The sequence below is a fragment of the Ureibacillus aquaedulcis genome (assembly GCF_030418165.1).
Classification (GTDB): domain Bacteria; phylum Bacillota; class Bacilli; order Bacillales_A; family Planococcaceae; genus Ureibacillus; species Ureibacillus aquaedulcis.
In genome coordinates this window covers 255,345-277,311 of record NZ_JAUHTQ010000001.1, presented here as the reverse complement: position 1 = coordinate 277,311, position 21,967 = coordinate 255,345, and the positions used below count along the sequence as shown (strand labels likewise).

Sequence of the window (21,967 nt, the reverse complement as noted above, 5' to 3'; positions counted from 1 at the left end):
GAATCTATTTAGATTATTTAGAAACTGTTACTTTAGTTTTTTGAGCAACATCATTAAGATCTGTGATGTCTGCAATATCAGAAGTTTCTAAAGTTGTAATACTAGCAACTTTAGTAGAATCATCTACAGTTAATACTAATTTACCATCAGTAGTAACCTCTTCAAGTTCGAAGTTAATTGCAGCTCCATTGCCGTCAACTAGAGCAAGTTCATCTGTGATATCATTTAATGTTTCATTAGTACTTGCAACTTTAACTGCTTCAGAGTAGCTTACTGTGATTGCAGTTAAATCAGTTGCAACAAATGATGTCAATTCAGGAGCTGTGTTATCAGTAACTGTGATTAATTTAGAGAATTGGTTGCTAACTTTGTTATCTAAAGTTTGAACCGCATTCACACGGAAGATCGCTTTTGCATCATCTGCTTTTACAAATCCATCTGGAAGTGTGATTACAACTTTAGATTGGTCAGTAACACCAGCTGCTGTTGCGAATTTGATTTCAGTATCAGAAGGAAGTGTAACTCCGTTTACTTGGTATGCAGAAGCATTTAAAGCAGATCCTGTTCCAGTAGCTTTCACTTTTGCACCAAAGTCAACTGTGATTACGTTGTTAGCTGCTACAGCACCAACGATATCGAATGAAGTTTCAACTGGTTTACCAGCTTCAGTTACATTAACATCGAAAGCAGATTTAGCAGTTTTGTTAGGAGTTAATGCTGTATCAACGACAAATCCTTCTGGTAATTCAAAGCTATATGCATCAGTTGCTACATCAGTATCAAGAGTGAATACAACTGTTTTTGCGTCTTTATCAGATACTGCTACTGAAGATACTACGTCTGATACAGATAAAATTTCGCCTTTTGAGTTTACAACTTTAACACCTGTTAGGCCATTAGCTACTTTAACTTCTTCGTTGTAAGTCACTGCGAATGAAGTAACTTTTCCGTCAGTTGTAGCTGTCTCAACATCAACAACTGATGGAGCTGTTGCATCTTTGGACACAACTACAGTTTTAGTAATTTCTGAAGCATTTTTGTTGCCAAGTGCATCTGATAGTGCTTCTTTAGCCACAGTTAAAGTTACTGAATCAGAGTTACCGTTTTTGAATAGGTAGCCGCTATTTAAAGTTACCGTATATTCTTTTTTGTTGTTAGCATTAACTTTAACGTCTGATACAACATTAGCTGTGAAAGTGCCAACTTTACCAGTGATTGCTAAAGAGTCACCTTTTAACTCTTCATCAAGAGTAACTGTTACTTTATTTTCGCCAGCTGGTACTACGCTTACGATTGATGGAGCAACATTGTCTACATCAACTTTTACTGCTGTTTGTTGAACATCTTTAACATTACCAGCAGCGTCTGTTGCATTTACAACTGTCACGTTATAAGATTTTGTAGCATCAAGGTCAACTGCAACTGTAGCTGTATGTCCTGCTGCTTTTGCACTGTAGTTTACACCATTGATTTTAACAGTATCGATAGAAACAACTTCTTCATCAAATTCTAAAGTGATTTCTTTTAAGCCGTCTTTAGTATCTTTAATTTTAGAAGTAGCACCAGTTAATACAGGAGCAGTTTTATCGTTTGCTGTTACTTTTGCATTAATAGGGTTTACAAAATTACCTTCCACGTCTTTAACGATTTCGAAAGGAACTTTTACAGTATAGTCACCTTTGAAGATTTTTTCTGCAGTTAGAGTAAGAGTTTTACCGTCTTCGCTTAATTCTTGAGAAATTGTACCTGCATCAGCAGCACCTTCACCCTCAACAACTGAGATTGCCTTTAAAGTGTCAGCGTCTACAGCGTTGTTGAATTTCACTTCAATAGTTTTAGCGTTAACAGCACTTACAGAAACAACAGAAGTTTCAGTTGAAGCAGCATCAGCAGCACGTTTTACCATAGTTGCAAATTCTGCATTAGTGATGTTATCAGTTGGTGCTAATAAAGAACCTTTACCGTTAATAACATCGTTAGCTACAGCTGTTTCTAATGCTTTAACTGCCCATTTTCCTGCTTTAGAAGCATCCGGGAAAGCTGCAAGACTAGTTGATCCAGTTAAACCAAATGCACTTACAAGAACTTTTGCAGCTTCTTGACGAGTTAAGTTGTTAGATGGTTTGAATTCACCTTTTTCATTACCGTTGAAGATTTCAGGCGAAGTAGCAAGTACTGCATTATAGAACCAGTCTCCCGCTTTAACGTCAGAGAAGTCTTCAGTTCCCACTGCTTGTAAATCTTTTACTTTAGACAAGATTTCAGCAGCTTGTGCGCGAGTTAAGTTGTTGAATGGGTTGAAGTTATTGTTATTGTCACCCTGTACAGCACCTGAATCAACTAAAGATTGTACCGCTTCTTTAGCCCATGATGGGATAGAATCTGCATCGTTTAATTGAGCAGCTGATGCTACTGGTACGATTGCTGATGCTACTAATGCTGCAGTTGCAGCTGTTGCGAAAAGTTTATGTTGCTTAGACATGTAAAAATTACCCCCGTGAAGTTTATTATTTTGGAGTTTATTCTTGAAAACTTTTTTCTTCATTCTATGTACCCAAGTTTTAAAGAATAAAACAGGTTAATATAATCGCTTTTTGCAAAACAAACAGACAAATTATGGGTTTCTAATTCTACCATTTTTTCTCTCGTTTGCCTTACAAACTAATAATATACTATTTTTTATAATAAATAAATACTCTAAAATAATACAATCTGGTTAAATTAATGGTTGTTTAGGATAAAATATCCAAATAATTATTGAAAAATTAACTATCTTATAGGAGTTATTACATCTTTTGTATACTATTGGTGATGATTCTTTTAATTTGTTTTTTTGCATAATAATTCCACAATAAAAAGAGTCGGATTCTCAATGCAAGGATCCCGTCTCTATTTGTAGTCTACTAAATTTATATAAAGCTCCAACCGTTCCAGCTTGGTTTGAAGGTAAATATTTTAATATGTAATAAAACAGACTGGAAACTATCTCAGCCATCTTTATGAGGCTGTGCTTGCTAGTCATTTAACTTCACAGTCTTTTCCATTCCATAAAACGAGATTGAATGATACCATTACTGCTGAAATTGCATCCATATACTCATTCCGGCTTGCTCTGGTGGTAGTATAGAATAAAGTGACATTTCAACAAAGATTATGAGGATCGAAAACTAAAATAAGATTAGTAGAAAGTCTGTTAAAAGTTTTTAAACTACATATAATCCCCTTTCTATTCAATCGAAATGTATTTAAAGTTTAACGCAATTAACCGAGGGAAATTTCAACAAAGAAATCACGGGCACATTCACTATTCTGGATTATTCTAGAAGTGCATATGTGTGCCTGAAACTAAAAAATACTCGAGGGAAGTGAAATTATGAAAAAGACACTGATGTTTTGGAGCATTAGTTTAGTTTTATTAGTAGGTACTATATTTGTCTATTATTTATTTAATTCCGAGGAAGCTCAAGTGAAGAAATATGTAAAGGAAGCATATGACCTTGATGTAGTTATTAAAACGATGAGCAGCTCCGGTATTGCTTCAGATCATGTATATACAGTATATCCAACGGGTCATCGGCACCTTGAATTCGAAGTGAGCTTTGATCCTTCTACTAGCACAATGACAGATAACTATGCTAGAGCCGCGGAGGCAGATGAAGAACTACATAAATTAGAAAAAGTAATACCAGCTATTAATGAACTTGGGTTCCAGGGATCTGAGTGGGATGACAATGAAATTCGCGTCGCTTTTTTAGATTCGATGAAAAAGAACAGTATTCACCTATATACTTCTACACCTATTGAATATGAGACTTTTGAAGAAAAAGAATTATCTCGAATCTTCAAACTGCAAGAACTTATTAAAGAAAGTGGCGCCTCTCTTAAATATGCCACTGTGGAAGATACACGTGAAGTGCCCGAAAGTAATTCCATTGTCATACAAATGGAGGATATGGCTGAGGTCCAAACAGAAGATGAATTATTGGCGCAATTAAAACGTAGTAATTGGGGACTGGCGAGTTTCTACGAAAATCAGAAATGGGCAGCTGAAAAAGAAAAGGTTGAAAACGAACGATTTACTTTTGGTTCTCAATATGATGACTATTGGTTTAATTGCAGAAAAGTAAACGAAAACGGAGACTGTACAAATATCCTTGTCTCCATTTATTTCACTGAAAACAATTTAACCCAATCAAATGTATATCTTGAAAAGGATTTGAATTCGATTTTTTCATTATTTGAAGATACAATTTCACCAAACGGTTCCATTGAATATGCCTTTAACGGTGAAGGATCAAATAATGGACTCCGGCTAACAAAACAGGAAATCAAAAAGTTTGGATCCACTTCTGATTTCATACATGCAAATTTCAAATAGCTTATATATGTACCCAATAAGCCATCAAAGCGTATTACTTCTCGCCTTGATGGCTTTTCCACTTCTATTAATAAGTCAAGCTGAATGATATTGGACTTGTATTAGTGCCTGCCACCCGAACAAACTTAGAAGTAATCTATAAAAGTAGGCACCCCTATTGGCAGTATATCCTCGAGGATGGCAATGGTTTCGGAGGTACCCTTAAGCCGTTCGATCTTTTCCAGGTATTTGGGGCGTTTGTAGCCAAGGAGCATCGTTGCTAGTGTTTGAATGGACATTTGGACCGTGATGTTTTCCAATGCATCGCCTTCTACCTTTCTTATTTTCACTTTCCAATCCTCTGATGTTATCTCATAGGTGCCATTATTCCATTCAACCAAGCGATCCGTGATTTTAAAACAAACGTGGAAATTTGGTTCGTCAAATGGGTAACGCTCTAAAAATTTCTCCACATCCACAATACGTGCCATAAAATACGGGGAGACTTTTTGAATGATTTCACTATCTTCCAGCAAGAATGCAACGGGTTCATTCCCCGCTGTTTTTCCATAAGCATTATAAACCATGGATTTATGTGCGGAGACAAAATTCCACAACCCTTTTCGGGCCTCTTCCTGTAAATAAACAATTTCATCAATATAGAAATTTTCTTCCATCACGCGATAAAACAGGTAGCCTTGAGGTTCATCCTCTTCGTCATAATAAACTGCAGCCTGCAGCTGTACATCCGAATCCACGAATTTTTCTTCCCAGAAGTCTTCATGGAACTTCTCATTCCAAGCAATCGTATTTCGGATCATGGCTCCATGGGTTCGAGATGCATATTTTTCATAGACATTCACCAAGTCCTCCGCACGTGTGTCAACACGACGAATCTTCCCGGAAACTTCAGTATAGTGAGGGAACTGTGTATCCTTTACTTGAAATTCCACAATATCACTCATGATTTCCCAGCCCTTTTTCCGATAATAAGGAATCGAGAAGGGAAATAAATACGAAATATAACGCCCTTCCTCCCGCATAACGGTTAACGTCTTTTTAATAAGACTATCGATTAACCCTTGCTTGGAGTACTCAGGATAAGTTCCAATGGCCGTAATACCGCCCATTTCATATGAGACTCCGTAAACATTCACCTGAAAGGGCAAACTTAAAATTTGTGAAACTAACTGATTACCATCAAACCACCCCAGGGCATGGCCAACATTAAACTGGCGACTTTTTTCACTGACAAAGCGGCGGTCTTTCTTCATGGACATGGACATTTGGAACACATAATTGAGGAGATCAATCGATTGTGCCATTTCATTCATCCTAATTTCCCGCATTACTAAGCCTTTCCGTTGATTCACAATTATCACCTATTTGCTTGTATTTGTATTACCAAGTATATGTAATTGGCACATTATTTTTTCACAAGTACAAATTTTTTACGATAAAAGGTAAACGGATATACAACCTTTCATTACGTATGCACAGCCTCATTTACCATGTAATCTAATTCTTTTGGAATTTTTTGTAAGTGTTACTTTAACAATATTACCAGATTAATAAACAAATCACCAACCTACCTATCGTAATTGTTATAATTTAACTATTACATATTAAAGGAGAAAAAGATTATGTTTAATTTATTGGAATCCATTCTCGTTTCAAGTGGTCTGGTTAGTCTGTTCGAGATTAAAAAAAGAGAGGATAATACTGCTGAAACTCCCCCATGGGTGGCATATCGCTTGAAGACGAATATCCATAAAATTAGATCGTTCGAATTATGGAAAACTGAACCAAATACAATTTTTAGAATTTATCATGCACCGGATATGAATGAAGGCTTAAAAACAACTTTTGAATCCCTTCCAGGTGTTGTTAAGATTAAAAGTTATTTTATTGATTATCAGGTTGCCGACTTTGTTCAATTAGCAACTGCTATTGCTGAAATTCTTGCTTCCGACGAGGTTATAAAGGATAGCAAAGCAACTAGTAGACTTGCACATACATCCAAATTTGAAGGATTGAAGTTACCAGATGTAGATACCTCTATGGAAGATGCTTTTGGCCAAACCTTTACTTGGAAAGAAGTTATTGCCATTTGGGAGGATAAAACAGAAGAAAACAAGTTGAAAAAAGTATTGAGTCAAAACGGAGTTTATATTCAACGTTCTATCGACGGAACCAGCCGGTACATAGGAAGTGCATATGGTTCGGGTGGTATTATTGGAAGATGGATGGCCCATTTAGAATTTCTGGGAAATGCACATCATCTCAATTTATATGTTTTAGAAAATGGTTATGATTCCCTTCGCTTTTCGGTAATTGAGTTTATTGAGGGAACCGATTCTGAAATTATCCAAAAAGAGTCTCTTTGGAAAAAAGCACTTGGAACAGTTAACAAAGGTCCATACAATGAAAAACAGTTAAATAAAAACTAAAAGTTTCATGATAACTCTAACCATACGACAGTGGTGCCTTTTTACTATCCAAAAGAAAAAGCGAATTTGAGATTTGACCTCAAATTCGCTTTTCTCTTTCACTAAACCGATATGAATCTTATTGATAAAACGGTTCAACCGTGTACCCATCTTGTTCTAGGTGGTAACGGATGTTTTTGTCGACTGTGAAGTGGCCAGCACCGACGACTACAAAGAACGTGCCTTCTTCATCTTCTAATAGAGTAGAAATTTTTTCGGCCATGTTAGCGTCACGTTCACCGAATAGCATTGTGTTGAATTCGGATGTGTCGCCATCCATCCCTTGTAAGCTTTCAGCAAACGGTTCGAAGTCGCCTTTTTTCCAGCTTTCAAACCATTCTTGCATCATCTCATTTTCTGATTCTCCAGCTGGCTCTAGAATAGCATCTAAAGTATCGACTAACATTTCTTCCTGACCTTCAGGCGATATTTCGTCAAACCAGTCGACTTGTGTTCTTGTTCCTTCTAATTCCCTGATTGGTTTTCCTTTGACCATGGCATCAAGCAAGAAATACATATCGATTCCGTGCATCGACATTTCCTCTGGTGAGATCCCAAAATAATCATCCATTGATAGCGATGATAGAGCACTAGATAACATCCAAGGCTTTTGGAGCACTAATTGTTCCATTGGAAGCTCGTAAGCTTCAGCAACCTTTTCAACTTTTGAATAAGTTTCTGCACTCACTGCATCTTTAAGTGTTGTGCCATCTGTATACATTGCCTTTTCTGCATAGTAGTCAAGGGCCTCTAAATCAAGAATATTTGCTTCTACCAATAGTGCATCTGATTCCTCAAACGCATTCAATAACTTTTGATTGAAGGGATATAAATCAGGAATCCCCAAGTGGATTGAGCCAAGCAAGTAGACTTGCGTATCTTCATCTTCTACAACCCAAGCTACACCCTTAGAACCTTGATCTGCCAGGTGGAACGTATCCTTGATGACGCGAACAGCCAACACTACTGCATCTTGCGCTGTTGCCTTCTTATCTAGATGTAACCCCTTGCCTGAACCTTTTAAAATATTACGTTCTTTCATATAAGCTACTGCATCATCGCCAACCGGTAGATCGTATTGGGCAACAATGTTATAAAGGCGATTGATAATATCCCCTCTAGTTGTGTTTTCTTTATAGCTTGCTGGCTTGAAATTTTTATTTTCAGCCAGTTGTAATGATGCAATTTTATCTTCTGTTAAGGCTAATAATTCGTTAAGTTTTTCAATGGAGATTTCACTTCTAAATCCTTCATAATACAAGTCAGTTGAGAAGATTCCGTATTTTTCTCCTTCGTTAAGTATCTCAGTAGCCCAAGGACTAACGTCTGGAACGCCTTCTTCAGCTTGAATTGCCGGCATGGTTGACAACACGAGTACAAGACCGAGCAAAGCAGCGATCAAGCTTTTGTACATTTTCTTCATCCGTCATTCTCCCTTCACATACTAGATTCGTATAACTACGACTCTGGTTTCGGTGTTTTACTTAACATAGGATTAACCACAATATTCCTTTATAGTAAAAGACCACCTAAATAGCTTAACATAATTTTCCTTTTGGTTAAATATTAATTATGAAGGGTTTTCCATACCATCAAATAGAATGAAAGATTTTAATAATCAATCAAAAACAACTCTGCCTTTCTCGAATAAAATGAAATAAAATAACCCCCTCTAGCAATGCTCATCATTGCTAAAGGAGGTTATTAATTATCTATTATAATAGTATCTATAGATACTATCTATGAAAACTCTTAAAATCAAATCCTAAACTGCTGCACCAAATCATTCAACTGAATCGCCAGTTTAGAAAGCTCCTCGGAACTTGCAGCGACTTCTTCCATTGAACTGCTTGTCTGCTGAGTGGAGGCAGAGGTTTGTTCTATACCTGCCGCAGATTGTTCCGAAATAGCTGCCACTTCCTCAATCGATGAGTTCATTTCTTGGCTAGTTGATTTCATCATTGTTAAATTATCGCTAACCACCCTGATCGTGGATGCCATCTCTTTAACTGAATCATTAATATTTCTAAATGTGTCGCCAGTTGTTTTCAGTTGGTCGGTTCCCTTCTCTACCTCTGTATATCCCATTTGTAATGAGTGAACCACACCCGAAGTATCACTTTGAATTTTGCTCACAATTTTTGTGATATCCGTAACTGATTTGGATACCTCTTCCGCGAGCTTTTTCACTTCTTCTGCCACTACTGCAAATCCTCGCCCGTGTTCTCCGGCACGCGCCGCCTCAATCGCTGCGTTAAGCGCCAACAAATTCGTTTGTTCGGCTACATCTCTTATAACGATTACTAATTTTGAAATCTCATTGGATTGATCATCAAGCTGTTGCACTTTCTGAACGGAATCATTTACGATGCGGTCAATTGTCGTCATTTGCTCAACTGATTGTCGCATCAATTGCGAGCCGTCTTCTGTCAACTTTAGAACTTCATTCGAAGACTGATAGATTCTTTCGCCATTTTCATTGGCTTCTTCAACTTTCTCCACATAACTGCCCATTGAAGTGGAAAGATCACCAGCCAAACTTGCCTGGGATTCCGTACCGGATGCAATTTCCTCCATTGTTTTGGCAATCTGCTCCGTCCCTACCTTTACCTCATTTGCAGATTGGGTAAGCTCCTCACTGTGACCTGAAATAAGCTGGGAGGCTTGCGAGATATTTTGAATCATACTCTTTAAGTTCGTCTGCAATTGATTCAGTCCATTCGCTAATTGGCCAGTTTCATCTTTTGAAAGAATGTCCAGTTGCTCGGTCGTTAGATTCCCATCTGCAATATGTATCATTTGTTCTGTTACTTTTTTGATAGGCTTCGTTACATTATTGGCAAATAGCCAAATGATCCCAATCCCGATAAGCAGGGTAATTACCGTAACAATAAGATTCAATGTTAAGATTTCATCCGCAGGTTGTTCAAAATCCAGCATGTAGGTACCCGCTACAACAACCCAGCCCCATTCCTGAAACTCCTTGGAGTAGGAAACTTTTTCGCCGATGTTATTTTCGTTATTTGGGAATGGATAAAAATAATAGGTAAATCCTCCCCCATCGATTCCTTTTCCAATATATTCTTGAGCATAATATTTACCTTCTGAATCCTGATTGTCCCAGACATTACTTTCCTCTTTTGAAGGGTGGGCGACTAAATTCCCCTCAGTATCAACGATAAACATATACCCATTTTCACCTAGGTCGAAGTTCTTGTTTATAGGTCGTGTATTGTCCCCCTTCTTTTCTCCTAGTATCGCGATTCTAACTTTTTCTTGAGCTTCTTCTAGCGTAATGTCTCCTTCTTCGACCTCCTGGTTTAATACATTCATAATGGCAATCGTATGTTCTACACTGTTTTTTATATTTGTTTCACCAAGCTCACCTAAGCTGCTACTACTCTTTTCATAACTAAATGCACCTAAAACAAGCAAAGGAATCGTCAGTAACAGGATTGAAACAGTCAGAAGTTTCCGTTTGATCGTTCCAGTAAAAAAAGCCAGCAAATTGAGTTTCATTCATACCATCCTCACAATTTAATTAGTAGACAAACAAAAAAATTTCATTGCACATTCATAAGACCTAAAAGGATTCTCAAAAATAGGCCATTCGATATATGATTATATTCCTACTTATGCTACTATTCAATATCTTTTGCGAACTCTAGTATATATTTCGACAAAAGCCGCAATTCCTTTATTAGAAGAGAAAGATATTAATTAATATAGAAGAAACGCGTATTTTGCTATGGAGAAATTCTCTTTTTCTTCCATTACCAACATTCTGCTTAACCTTAAGAAAAATGATTTTTGCGATAATACAACAAACACCTTCCAAAAAATATTGAAAGGTTCATAGAAAATTATTGTTTACCGATAGCGCCCATGCTCTCTAAAAAAATCCGCGCATCAGTACTGAGATAATTAATAGATTCTTTTTTCAAAAGTAATTGCTCATTCCCTTTTATATTACGCTTCATGCTTCTGATATCAAATCTCGCTGCATACACGTTCAGCGTATTGAGTACATTAATCTCAGCTTTGGTTAACGGCTGTTCGCCAGACTCCAACTGTTCATTTAAAAACTTTAGGATTTCTCGCGCATTACTTTTCAAATGAACCCGATTTTGATTGACTAATTCAATATTTTCTTCAATGTACTTTCTGGCAGTGGTAAATTCCAATGCATCCACTGTTTTATTGATTTTTGATATGATGTCTTTTATATCCAATACTATAGCCCCTTTAAAATTGTTTCCATCTAGGTATATCGGTAAAGAAATCAAATATTTTAGGCTATTCTTTAGATTCACTTATAAAAACCTTCTAACAATAAAAATAGCCTACACAGTTAAGTGAGGCATACTTTATTATATAAGACTATTATGCTTTACTGATGTTGTTACTTTTAATAAACCATAAGTTTTTAGCAAAAGCTCTTAACTTGGATATTAGTAAACCCCCCCGGGAGGCGACCTTCTCAGATGTTCCAGCTAAGCATTATGCCTTTATTCACCAGTTCAAGAACTGCATCCTTTGCATATGTATTTTCTATATCTGTAAAACTTACCGCAGCATTACTTTTTAACTGTATAATTGGATTTACTAGCAATGCCGCGCTACTACTCCAGCTACTACCTCTTTCTTCATAGATTTCCTCCGAATTAATTAATTTTGGTAAAAAGAACCAAAACTCCAATTATTTTACCTAGATTAGCTAGATTGTGTAAGTACCTTAATTAAATGAAATTTAAATGCATTACTTACCTAAAAACACCAATTTTCAGATTAATGACATCGGAAAACTAATTTAAATTTAAATTCTTCGTGAAATTAAATACTGAATTTAAGACTCTATTTAAGTGGTAAGTATAATTGTAAAATTTTGTTTATATTACCTAGTTTTTCTTATATACTTGTCTTAATGAATTTTTCACAGGAGGTTATGCAATGCTTAAGAAATCAGCAAAAATAATTATTTCCTTTATTTTACTCATAGGGTTAACCATACCAACTCAAGCTTTTGCTTCTAACAAAGTAATAACGATTGTAATTGATGGAAATGAAATTAGTACTGACCAGCCACCAATTGCTCAAGGAGGAAGGACTTTAGTTCCTTTACGTGCAATTTTTGAAGGACTTAAAGCGAAGGTAAATTACAACTCAGCGAATAAAACAATTACGGCTACAAGAGGTAGTACGACTATTGTCCTTACTCTTGGTTCTAAAAACGCGATTATTAATAATAAGGCTGTACAATTAGATGTACCCGCTCGAGTTTTAGCAAACCGTACATTGGTACCTGTTCGTTTTGTTAGTGAAGCATTTGGAGATGATGTAGTATATAACAACTCAACAAAACGGGTAGAAATCACTACAAAGAATAATAAAGTATCTAATATAGCTGTTAAGGATAATAACGACTGGGGAAATGGGAGTGATTTACAAGTTAGTTTTACGTCTGCAAAAAACCAATCCCAAATTGATCATTATCGTGCAATGATTGTAAAGACTTCTAAGTTTGCATCCTTTAATGTAAATAATTCCTTTAACTTAACAACTAATCGTTATACGACTATATTAAAAGCAGGGGCAACAATCGAGAAGGCCTTTCAATCAAATACGCTGGATACAGATGGAGAGTTACTACAGAACGATATTGACTATACCTTGGTGATAGCATCTTTTAATAAGAATAATAGGGTTTTAGCATATGACTCTGCTAAATTTACCTTAACAACTAAAAATAAAGTAAGTGCTGTCTCAAATTTGAGGGTAAAGGATGCAAGTGATTTTGGGGATGGTCGTGATCTTGAGATTACTTTCAACAAAAGTGCAGATGAAAGTAATTTGCTTCAATACCGTGCAATTGTCGTTCGATCAGATGAGGCCCATACATTTAATTTATCTGCTGCTAAAGAACTTTCAGCTTCCAATTACACATCAATTGCAAAAAACGGTTCTAATATTAAGCAAGTTCTATCAAGGTCGACAAGAGATAACTATGGTCGATTGCTACAAAGTGGAGTAACATATAAGGTATTTATTTTATCCTTGGGGGACCATTTAAAATCATATAGCAGTTCTTTAGCAGTCGCTTCCAATGCTATTACTCTAGGAAGTAACCCAGAGGAGATTCGCATTACAAAGCTTTCCGTTAAAGATACATTGGATTATGGTGATGGAAGAGACTTACAAGTAAGCTTTACAGCACCGACTAATGACACCCGTGTAACTGAATATAGAGTTTTTGTTGTGAGAGAAGCAGATGCCGGTAAGTTCACTTTAACAAAAGCTGAAAGTATGTCATCTGAGTATTATTCTAGGGTAGCAAAAAGTTCGTCAGCGGATATGGCGATCAATCTTTCCTCTAGTACGAAAAGTGTGGATGGTTCCTATATTCAAAGTGACATTGCATATAAAGTGTTTGTTCTTTCTATCGGGAATCAACCAAACTCTTATAAAAACTCACTATCCACGGCTTCACCTTCTATTAAACTTACAAACAATCAACTTGCAACACCTGTAACGAATCTTGTTGTAAAGGATATTAGCGATTGGGGAGATGGTCGAGATATCGAGGTATCATTCAATAAGGTAGCAGATGAAACAAAAATAAGCGGATATCGAATTATGGTTGTAAAATCAGCTCAGTCAAATGGATTTAACCTGAGCTCAGCTAATTCAACCTCTTACTATACTTCTGTATCGAAAACGAATGCAAATTTGAAGAAAGCCTTATCATCAACTACAAGAGATGCCTTTGGGGAAATTATTCGCGAAGGTGTCGAATATAAAGTGTTTGTTCTCTCCGTATCTTCAGGTGGAAGTAGTTATAACAATGCTTTATCAGCTGCGTCGCTTCCTGTAAAGTTGGAAAAAAATACTGCTGCACTTGCTGTAAAAGGAGTTATCGCTAAAGATGTTGGAGATGCAGGAAATGGTACTGATTTAGAAGTAAGTTTTAATAGAATTACAGATGAAACAATTATTTCCGAATATCGAATTATGGTTGTTAGGGCTGAAGATTCCTTTGACTTAACAAAGGCGAATTTAGTTCCAGCAGCGAATTACACTAAAGTTTCTAAAAATGGACAGAATCAAAAAGTAAAGCTTAGCATACTTACTAAGGATGTAAGCGGATATGTTATAGAACCCGATCAGCCATATGTGGTTTATGTCCTGAGTGTTTCTAACACTGGTAACATCAATGCTTTATCCGCACCTTCAGCTCCAGCAGTTACATTGTCAAACCCAAAAGTTGATGAGGTCACAAATGTAACTGTTCAGGATAATGGAGATACTGGAAATGGATTGGATCTTGATATTAGCTTTGACAGGGCTGCTACAGAAACAAATATTTCTTATTATGAAGTTTTTGTAGTAAAGTCTAGTAGTAATTTCACTCTAACAACTGTGAATAGTATTCTAGATTCCACTAGAAAAACAAAAGTTGAGAAAAGTGAAGGTGGAGGAAAAGGACCAATAGCAATCACTCTAAATTCATCTTCTAAAGATGTAGATGGTGAACTGATTCAAAAAAATGTTAGTTATAAAATATATGTTCTTTCTGTAGCTGATGGGAAGAACGCTGCACTCAATGCATTATCAGCTGCAAGTCTACCAATTGCTTTGAATTAAGCTAGAACACATAAATTAGGAATCGAGTTGGGGGAAAATAAGTTGACCTTTTTTCATGCCTCTCCCAACACCGTCGTACGGTTTTGGTATACGACCTTTATATATTATAATGTGTAATTTTAAGAGTTATATTTTTAAAGCAGAGGGGATTCCCCTCTGCTTTTTAAGTCTAGAGTTTTCTATGATTTCTATCACTTTTTTGTATTATTCAACAAATTTGCTTTAACATTATATTTAAATCATTATCTTTAAACCTTCAAATAAGTTCAAATAAAAATTTTCTCTAATATATTACTAAAATGCTTGATTTACAAAAAAGTATGTTATGAATATATCAAAACATACTTTTTAAACATCATTAAGCAAGATAGAAATTAAAATAATTTTCCTTTTAAAATTTGTTTCAACTAATTAGGATTCATAAACTAAATTGATATAAAAGTAGCTATCATAAACATAAATAGATTCCTAATGATATTCCATCATATTAATAATATATTGGAATCTGGCAAACGCTTTGGATGTGACATATATATAGTATTTTAAGGCAAGATAATAAGAATCTGATTTATTTGAATTTTGGTTCTAAAATGTACTTCCTTATTAAGTTATTCTTCCTCGTTAGTGTAATTCATTACATTTATTAACAATCTCACCTTAATATAAATATCCAATTTTATTTAAAACTTTTATTCCGTTAAATGGCCTGTTTGATGAATAGAGTGACATACATTTTTAAATAACTTTATAAAAAATTAAACTACTTATCACCTGTAAACAGTTCCAGAAAAACAGAATTGTCATTTTAATCGCTCTTTCTTACTTTGAACTACTACCTCACATTTTAGACATATATAAAGTGCGTGGTACCTACAGTATCACCAACTCGACCTAACTAACCTAAATTTAACATTCGTAAATGCCCAATATTCGGTCAATGTCAACGACGACGTTAGATCCAGACAATTCACCACCATTAACTTCAATTGTTCTCTTTCAACTAATATAGCAAATACCATAAACAACTAATAATGAGTAATAAAAGTCCGTCTTCTTAAAGTAAAAAAGCCCTGCAGAGATTTCTCTCCACAGAGCTATTATTTTCAAATTTGACTAACTATAAGTAAGACAAATTCGAGTTATATTAACTAGTTAGACACCAGTTAATTATTTTACATCAACATTAAGAGTAGAAGATGCTCTTACAGTTGTATTAGCGTCATCGTCAGTTACAGTGATTACAAGTGTACCTTTATCACCAGAAGTAGTAGTTCCTGATAGGATATTTGCAGTCCAATCTGAACCTAAAGAAGTATAAGTTTGACCAGCTGAACCAGCTAATTGAGCAGCAACTGTACCAAGTACTTCGTCATCCTCTGCATCATAAGTACCGTCATCATTTTGGTCAAGGTATAATACAGGTGCAGATTCAGTGTCTAAATCAATACGAACTTTTGAAGTTGTAGTTTCGTTTAATTTAACACTTTCTACGATTGGATCAACATCGGATGCAGTAGCAGTAATTGTAAAGATATCTTTATAAGTTACTGCTTTACCAGCTACAGTAATTGTAGATCCATTAGCTTTCCAAGTAATTGATTCAATTGTTGGAACTTCTTCTTTAACTGTAATTGTTGCAGTAGCTACTTGTACTCCACCTTTTTTCAAGATGATTTGAGTTGTACCAACTTTAACACCAGTTACTTCAATGTCTCCACCTTCAGGAAGAGTTGATGATGCTACAGTAGCAATATTAGAGTTTGCAGATTCAACAGTGAATGCTGTATCAGTATCCTCTAATGTTTTTAAGAAACCACCTGATTTAGTGAATTCATTTGCATTTAATGTTACAGTGTCATCTCCAGCTAAGTTAGCAACACCTTTAGAAGAATCAGCCACTACTAATTTATAGTTATCAGCTGTATTATCAGCAGAAACTCTAACTGTGTATTGGCCAAGGTTTTTAGGTGTAGTTAAATCTTTAACAACTACTGTATAAGAACCAGCTGTCGCAGTATCAGCAGGAGAAATTGTTACTGGTAATTCACCATCAGCTACATTTGTGAAATCTGCAGTTGCAACTGTTACTCCAGTTACTTCTGATACACTAATGTTATCTGCAGTAATAGAAGCTTCATCTAAATCTTCACCAAATTGGTCAGTGATTGCTACTTTTGTTGTATAAGTAGAACCAGGAGCTACATTAGCAGTAGTTGCTGTAGCTTTAGTTGCTACACGCTCTTCGCTCACTACAGTAATTTCTTTAGAGTAAACAACATTACCAGCTTTTACAGAAATAGTAGTTTTACCGGCTTTAATAGGTGTGATTTCACCTGTAGAAGCATTAATTAATGCAACTTCTGGATTTGAAGAAGCAAATGATGATAAACCAGATACATTAATCACATCTTCAGTGTTAGAAACTACTTCTTTAACTGCTACTTCATCGTCTTTTGTTGAAACTACATTTTTAGTTAATTCTAAAACATCAGTTGTAAGTACGATATTACCAATTGCAGGTACTGCTTTACTTACTACATCAACTTTAACAGTTTTAGATTCAGCTGTTTTGCCATCCTTAGTAAGTACTGCTTTTACATTAAATGATTCATTTAATTCAGTTGCTTCAACTGTTTCGTCAATTTCACCTGTAGCAGATGTAGTTGCTGCATCTCCAGCAACTCCTTCAGAAACAGTAGCAAATACTGCTTTGTCAGCTTGGAATTCAATGTCGTAACCAAGTGCGTCGATTGTAGATAAGTCAGTCACAGCACCGTTGATTGTTACTTGTAAGAATTGTTTGTCTTTGTTAGCTTCTAATGAAGTTGTAGTTACAACTACATCAGCAAGAACGAAAGTGAATTTCACTGTGAATTCTTTAGTTTCTCCGCCAACTTTAGTAGTTACTTTGTATTCTTGACCATCAACAAGTGGAGTGTCAAGAGTTAAAGTAGCTGATTTACCATCCGCAGCAGGAGTTACTGCAGTAACTGTGTTACCTTCAACAGTGAAATCTGCTGCTGTTGCAGTTTTAAGACCGTTACCAGTAACAGTTAAAGTTTTTGCGTTAGTCGCACAAAACCAACCAAAATCTTAGGAAGTTTCGAAGTGGCACAAACCCAACAAACTCAATAATTCTCAAAGTCTTGTTGCTCATCCAACAGAAGTTCCATTGAAAAAACAGAGCAAAAGTTGCCATACTGAGAAAAAGCAGGTATTATCAAAAAATGCTTTTCAAAAGAAAGCAACTCCATCAGTCTCAACAAATCCCAAAACCCCAATTTTTTTGGGCAAGATCAATCAAAAATAAATCTCTTTTTGTAAAAGTAGATTCTGTTAACCAACCGCACTTGTGGACTTAGAACATATACGCTGGAAAAATATTTCACTTAACCTTTTAAATCTTGGATACAATGATTATCGCCAGTGATATCTAACTTAGTTTTTTTTATATTCACAACAGTATTAGTAATGTAGTATTTCTTAACTCACTTACTAACATTGCTAATTGGTAAGCAGTATTACTTTCATTTTTTTAAGTACTTTAATAATTCATTAGTAAAATTGAAATAATACTATTATTAATTACTAAACTCATAAAATAGTAATTCCTAAATTAGTTAGTATGAAGTAACAATATTCATTAATATTATTCTTAACTCAAATTTTACTTTTATTGTTAATTGAATAAACCATTCCATAGTCCATACAAAAAAATTTATTTCTATCCCCCAAAAAAAATGGGGTTTCGGGAAATCATATTCAAAAACTCTATAAATACAAAAAAAGTAGTAGAGAATGAGAAAACTCATCATTCTCTGCTACATTCATTTAGCGGTTAACAATCTCTCTACTTCTCTTTCATATCCGTACTTAGAAAAGAATTCAATTAATGCTACTTCAAAGATATCTCGCTGTGAAATATTCTTTTGACCATCTGTACTGTTTTTGATTTTGGAATTCCCTCTATTGTAAATCTTGGTAATGTAGCACCTTTACCGTAGGGCATTAGCAATTCCACTAATCGATTCTCATTATTTTTTAGCATATTTAATATAGGTAGAAACTCTATTAAATTTGATTGTTGGTTTGCATTTTCCTTATTTGTTATCGATGAAACTGATTCAACTATCGGATTATTTTCACTCTCATCTGCAATTAATGACTTTTTCACATAGTTTTGCTTTTCACTATCCCATTTGTAGTTTTTACTCGTCATGTAAGCTGCTAATTCATCCATGTCTTTAAAGTTCGATTTTCTACAGACTAATTCCAATTGGTCAGGATATTCACTCAACAATTGAATGACACGACTAGCTTTCGAAGTAGATATTTCAATAGGATTATTTGCTATATCCGCAACATAATTTTGTAAGCTATTGTCGTAACGATAACCTCTTCTACGCATATATATATCTAAAGATTTGAAATTTTTATATTCTAAGGAAGTAGCTACTTCCTCTCGCGACTTCCCTTTCATTAACTCTGCCATTATGAATTGAACACGCTCATCTTCTTCTGGTGAAACAAATATAGCTTCTTTTAACATCAATGATTCCTCCTAAAGTTGAATCAGTTCAACTGCTTTTTGTAGCTCGTCATCTGCAATGTGAACATAAATGGATGTAACAGTTCTAAAATCACTATGTCCTAATAATGCTGCTACTTTAGGCAATTCCACTTGTTGACGTACCAGTTCTGATGCAAAGGAATGACGAAGTGTGTGCGCTGTGACATGTTTTTTCCAGTCAAGTTGTTCTGTCGCATCCTTGAGAATTCGATTGATGTAGACTGCTGAGAATCCACCTGTTTTTTGTGTCGCAAACAATTTTGTGCTCTCTTCGATGGAGGATCGTTGCCCTACAATGTACTCGACTAGATATGGTTTTAGTGATTCTGAAAGTGGAATCATCCGTGGCTTATTCCCTTTACCTTTACGTACATAGATGAGGTTTTTAACAAAATCTACATCTTCAATTTCTAATGCTAGACATTCGCTAATACGTAAACCAGTAAATGCAAGAGTACGAACGATTAAATTAGCAATTGGATGATCAATCACATCTAGTAATTGCTGTATCTCTTCAATTGTTAGATAGTCCCGACGTTTTTTATGATTTTTAACACTTTCGATATGGATTGTAGGATTTCTTTCAATCCACTGATTACGCTCAGCAAATTTAAAGTATGTTCGAAGAGCATTTAACATCACATTGATACTTGCTGGTTTATACTGCTTCTTTGTTTGTAAAAAGTGTACGAAAGACTGAACATCATCCTCTTTTATTTGATTGATTAATACAGGTCCATTTGTTTGCTCCTGTTTATGATTAATAAATCGTTTTATAGATGCCATGTAACTACATATTGTTTCCTCACTTTTATCTCGTTTTCTTAACCATTCTTCAAAGTTTGTTAATGTTTGTATTGGGTTCAATGAAATCGCTCCTTTTCCTTTATTAAGAAAATAATATATATATGAAGAACAGAATTAATCCGTTGCTTCATCATTTTTAATGTAATTTGGACCACTAACTAAATATCATCATCAAACATTTCCTCAATTGATGGTGACTCCAACTTATCTTTTATACTTCCTAGTAATTTTGATTTAGGTTTTGAATTAAATGGTTTTTTGACCGTAGGAGATTCATTTTTTTCTTCCTTTAATACATTTAATAAATTTCTTGGCAACTTTAATACATATACAGTTTCTCTTTTTAAAACATTGCTCACCTTTTCATATGATGTTGATTCTTCTATTTCATATTTAGTAGAGTTAACTACAGGTATTTTTCGTGTACGTGTATTTTTACCTTGTTCATTATCTAAGTACCCTTTGGCTTTAAGAGTTTTTAAAACCACTTGTTTACTTGAGAATTTAGCTTCAGAAAGCCATTCATCCATTACACTCTTTACTATCGCTACTTCTGTATAATCTTCTTTTTGTAATATCGTTCCATAGGTTAATGTCCCTGTAACTTGACCACCATCAACACTAAATTTCGTTTGATGAGTTAATACGTTTTGCTGAATTATATCTACTGCTCGACTTTCAAGTGTTCGTGTTGTCATCATTTCTTTATCTTGCTCAACAATAAATTGAAGGAGAGCTTCCTCATTTACCCCTATATTGAAGCATTGATTCACTAATTTTGCGGTTAAGACCATCACAGCATAGTTTTCAGTCAGCCGACTCGAGAATTCATCTTTTTCAATTAATGCATTATCTACTTCTTTCCGACTTTGTTCGTATTGGGCAATATACTGATCTTTATCAAAATTCCGAATTAGAAAATCAATGAATTTTGGTCCTGCATGACCGTAGTGCTGTTCAACTGTATTTTTTAATCGGATTGCATGTTCAGCATCATCAGTCCATTTCTGCACTTGGTATTCTAGGATTCGGACACGTAATCCTGAATTTTGGTTTGCCTTCTCTATGATTAGGTGTTCTGCTGTGAAGATGATGAGTGTCATCCATTTTGCCAAATCTCGAATTTCACTCTCTGAATCTAGTCTTTTACGTTCTTGCCCTTCCGCAAATTGATAGATGGAAGACGTCAAGTTTTGACCAGCGTTGATTGATGCTTCATCAAAAACGATGGGAACTCCATTATTGTTAGCGAGTGTCTTCATCATTGCGTTGATTGTGCTATTCCAACTGTCTACAAGTCCTCCGTTATCTGGATTACCAAACGGACTTACAGCAAGTTTGGCACTAATCGTTTTACCAGTAGAACTTTCACCAACAAAACTGACAACCATGACTTTAAGCGATAGAAATTGTGAAAGTAGTGATAATACAGGGGCTGCAAACCCACAAATTAATGCAAATTCTAGTGGTACACGTCCAATGACATCTTGCTTTACCATTTTGAACCACTCTTCAAATGTTCCTTTTGGTTGAATATTAAATCCACCGATATATTCAGATGTGTCTTTAGGATTACTACTATGTTTCTCTGAATGATAATAAGCTAACTCTTCTGACACATTTGCCCAACCCAATAATTTATGTGTATGTCTTACTTTCTTAACCTGCCATTCTTGGACTCGTAAAAACATCGATACTAAATCTTGATTACCTTTATGAATATCTGCACCTATTGGTATTAGGGTTTGAAGCCCTTTTTCACTTAAAATATTACGAGATACCATAGTTGAATAGAAAAGATTGTTATAACGGAAAATTAATTCATATTCAATTTCATTTGTTTCACTGTTTTGTCTAATTTCATTAATCCATATAAGAGATGATACATGTACTAACTCTAGTTCTTCTTTACCATTAACTTTTTTCCAGTAATAAATGTTATGATTTTTTACTTCAAAATTACCGAAAGTAAGAGTTTCTTTTGGATCGGGTAAGGTTGTTGCTCGGATGTTTGGTACTTTTTTTGCTCTAAGTTTCGCTTTCAATGTATTTCCCCCTAATTGAGAAGGGGCTTAGCCCCACTCACTCTGTTCATTTATTATT

Annotated in this window: 13 protein-coding genes; 4 read left to right on the top strand and 9 right to left on the bottom strand. The window is 35.2% G+C overall.

The features are described from left to right. Positions 1-13 precede the first annotated feature (13 nt). Positions 14-2,482, bottom strand: coding sequence for an S-layer homology domain-containing protein (locus tag QYB95_RS01310; protein WP_301136269.1), 2,469 nt, complete (start codon positions 2,480-2,482; stop codon positions 14-16). Positions 2,483-3,373: 891 nt separating this feature from the next. Between QYB95_RS01310 and QYB95_RS01305 the strand changes: the two genes are divergently transcribed. Further along, complete coding sequence (locus QYB95_RS01305; RefSeq protein WP_301136268.1) at positions 3,374-4,378, top strand: hypothetical protein; 1,005 nt, start codon at positions 3,374-3,376, stop codon at positions 4,376-4,378. Between the two features lie 125 nt (positions 4,379-4,503). Here QYB95_RS01305 and QYB95_RS01300 read toward each other — a convergent pair whose 3' ends face one another. Next, entirely contained in the window at positions 4,504-5,730 is a 1,227-nt protein-coding gene (locus QYB95_RS01300; protein WP_301136267.1) for a GNAT family N-acetyltransferase, read from the bottom strand. Between the two features lie 270 nt (positions 5,731-6,000). Here QYB95_RS01300 and QYB95_RS01295 point away from each other — a divergent pair, with 270 nt between their 5' ends. Next, a complete protein-coding gene (locus QYB95_RS01295) occupies positions 6,001-6,807 on the top strand; it encodes a GIY-YIG nuclease family protein (protein ID WP_301136266.1) in 807 nt (268 codons plus the stop codon). 118 nt (positions 6,808-6,925) lie between these two features. Here the strand turns inward: QYB95_RS01295 and QYB95_RS01290 are convergent, their stop codons facing one another. From QYB95_RS01290 to QYB95_RS01280, 3 genes are all read right to left on the bottom strand, one after another. Continuing rightward, positions 6,926-8,269, bottom strand: coding sequence for a TraB/GumN family protein (locus QYB95_RS01290; protein WP_301136265.1), 1,344 nt, complete (start codon positions 8,267-8,269; stop codon positions 6,926-6,928). A 335-nt stretch (positions 8,270-8,604) separates the two neighbouring features. Next, complete coding sequence (locus tag QYB95_RS01285) at positions 8,605-10,365, bottom strand: methyl-accepting chemotaxis protein (RefSeq protein WP_301136264.1); 1,761 nt, start codon at positions 10,363-10,365, stop codon at positions 8,605-8,607. Positions 10,366-10,709: 344 nt separating this feature from the next. Beyond that, on the bottom strand, positions 10,710-11,078 hold the full coding sequence (locus tag QYB95_RS01280; protein WP_301136263.1) for a hypothetical protein: 369 nt from the start codon (positions 11,076-11,078) through the stop codon (positions 10,710-10,712). Positions 11,079-11,796: 718 nt separating this feature from the next. On the opposite strand from QYB95_RS01280, the gene QYB95_RS01275 reads away from it, so the two are divergent. Beyond that, positions 11,797-14,487 carry a copper amine oxidase N-terminal domain-containing protein gene (locus tag QYB95_RS01275; RefSeq protein WP_301136262.1) on the top strand — a complete coding sequence of 897 codons (2,691 nt, stop codon included), beginning with the start codon at positions 11,797-11,799 and terminating at the stop codon, positions 14,485-14,487. A gap of 1,167 nt (positions 14,488-15,654) precedes the next feature. On the opposite strand, the gene QYB95_RS01270 is transcribed toward QYB95_RS01275, so the two are convergent. Continuing rightward, positions 15,655-17,355, bottom strand: coding sequence for a hypothetical protein (locus tag QYB95_RS01270; protein WP_301136261.1), 1,701 nt, complete (start codon positions 17,353-17,355; stop codon positions 15,655-15,657). A gap of 67 nt (positions 17,356-17,422) precedes the next feature. Here QYB95_RS01270 and QYB95_RS01265 point away from each other — a divergent pair, with 67 nt between their 5' ends. Continuing rightward, complete coding sequence (locus tag QYB95_RS01265; RefSeq protein WP_301136260.1) at positions 17,423-17,584, top strand: hypothetical protein; 162 nt, start codon at positions 17,423-17,425, stop codon at positions 17,582-17,584. 798 nt (positions 17,585-18,382) lie between these two features. On the opposite strand, the gene QYB95_RS01260 is transcribed toward QYB95_RS01265, so the two are convergent. The 3 genes from QYB95_RS01260 to QYB95_RS01250 form a co-directional block, all read right to left on the bottom strand. Beyond that, entirely contained in the window at positions 18,383-19,036 is a 654-nt protein-coding gene (locus QYB95_RS01260) for a hypothetical protein (protein ID WP_301136259.1), read from the bottom strand. A gap of 12 nt (positions 19,037-19,048) precedes the next feature. Next, complete coding sequence (locus QYB95_RS01255; RefSeq protein WP_301136258.1) at positions 19,049-19,924, bottom strand: tyrosine-type recombinase/integrase; 876 nt, start codon at positions 19,922-19,924, stop codon at positions 19,049-19,051. A gap of 98 nt (positions 19,925-20,022) precedes the next feature. Then, positions 20,023-21,909 carry a DUF927 domain-containing protein gene (locus QYB95_RS01250; RefSeq protein ID WP_301136257.1) on the bottom strand — a complete coding sequence of 629 codons (1,887 nt, stop codon included), beginning with the start codon at positions 21,907-21,909 and terminating at the stop codon, positions 20,023-20,025. Positions 21,910-21,967: the final 58 nt, after the last annotated feature.

Bases quoted from the DNA above. Each gene is read 5' to 3' on its own strand.
- QYB95_RS01260 (WP_301136259.1), bottom strand. From the start codon at position 19,036: ATGTTAAAAGAAGCTATATTTGTTTCACCAGAAGAAGATGAGCGTGTT.
- QYB95_RS01275 (WP_301136262.1), top strand. From the start codon at position 11,797: ATGCTTAAGAAATCAGCAAAAATAATTATTTCCTTTATTTTACTCATA.
- QYB95_RS01305 (WP_301136268.1), top strand. From the start codon at position 3,374: ATGAAAAAGACACTGATGTTTTGGAGCATTAGTTTAGTTTTATTAGTA.
- QYB95_RS01295 (WP_301136266.1), top strand. From the start codon at position 6,001: ATGTTTAATTTATTGGAATCCATTCTCGTTTCAAGTGGTCTGGTTAGT.
- QYB95_RS01285 (WP_301136264.1), bottom strand. From the start codon at position 10,365: ATGAAACTCAATTTGCTGGCTTTTTTTACTGGAACGATCAAACGGAAA.
- QYB95_RS01290 (WP_301136265.1), bottom strand. From the start codon at position 8,269: ATGAAGAAAATGTACAAAAGCTTGATCGCTGCTTTGCTCGGTCTTGTA.
- QYB95_RS01310 (WP_301136269.1), bottom strand. From the start codon at position 2,482: ATGTCTAAGCAACATAAACTTTTCGCAACAGCTGCAACTGCAGCATTA.